The 253-nt window shown below is 55.3% G+C and carries 1 protein-coding gene; it reads right to left on the minus strand.

Annotated elements, in window-relative coordinates:
* Positions 1-250, minus strand: a 250-nt coding sequence (locus LIZ66_RS20400; RefSeq protein ID WP_173774357.1) for a hypothetical protein, incomplete at its 3' end; no start/stop codon positions are given.
* Positions 251-253 lie beyond the last annotated feature (3 nt).

The following is a 253-nucleotide window of genomic DNA, read 5'->3' on the forward strand; positions in this document are numbered from 1 at the left end:
CTTCCAGATAGAGAAGCAGATACTTCATGTCCGTATCGTTCAGGGCGGTGCTTTCTCTGTGGAAGCCGATGGGCTTTATGATGTCCTTGCGGTCAGTTAGGATGTTGTATGCGATAGCCCCGGAAAGCAGAGGGTCACGCTGGAATACGGTCAGGCAGTTCCGGATGCTCTGACGGACACCGCCTTTCTCGGTGGTTTCCAGCCCCGCCTTGATTTCCTCAATGCTCTGGGGCGGCTGCATGGCGTTCATGGT

This window comes from Blautia faecis, from assembly GCF_020554845.1.
GTDB classification, from domain to species: Bacteria; Bacillota; Clostridia; order Lachnospirales; family Lachnospiraceae; genus Blautia_A; species Blautia_A faecis.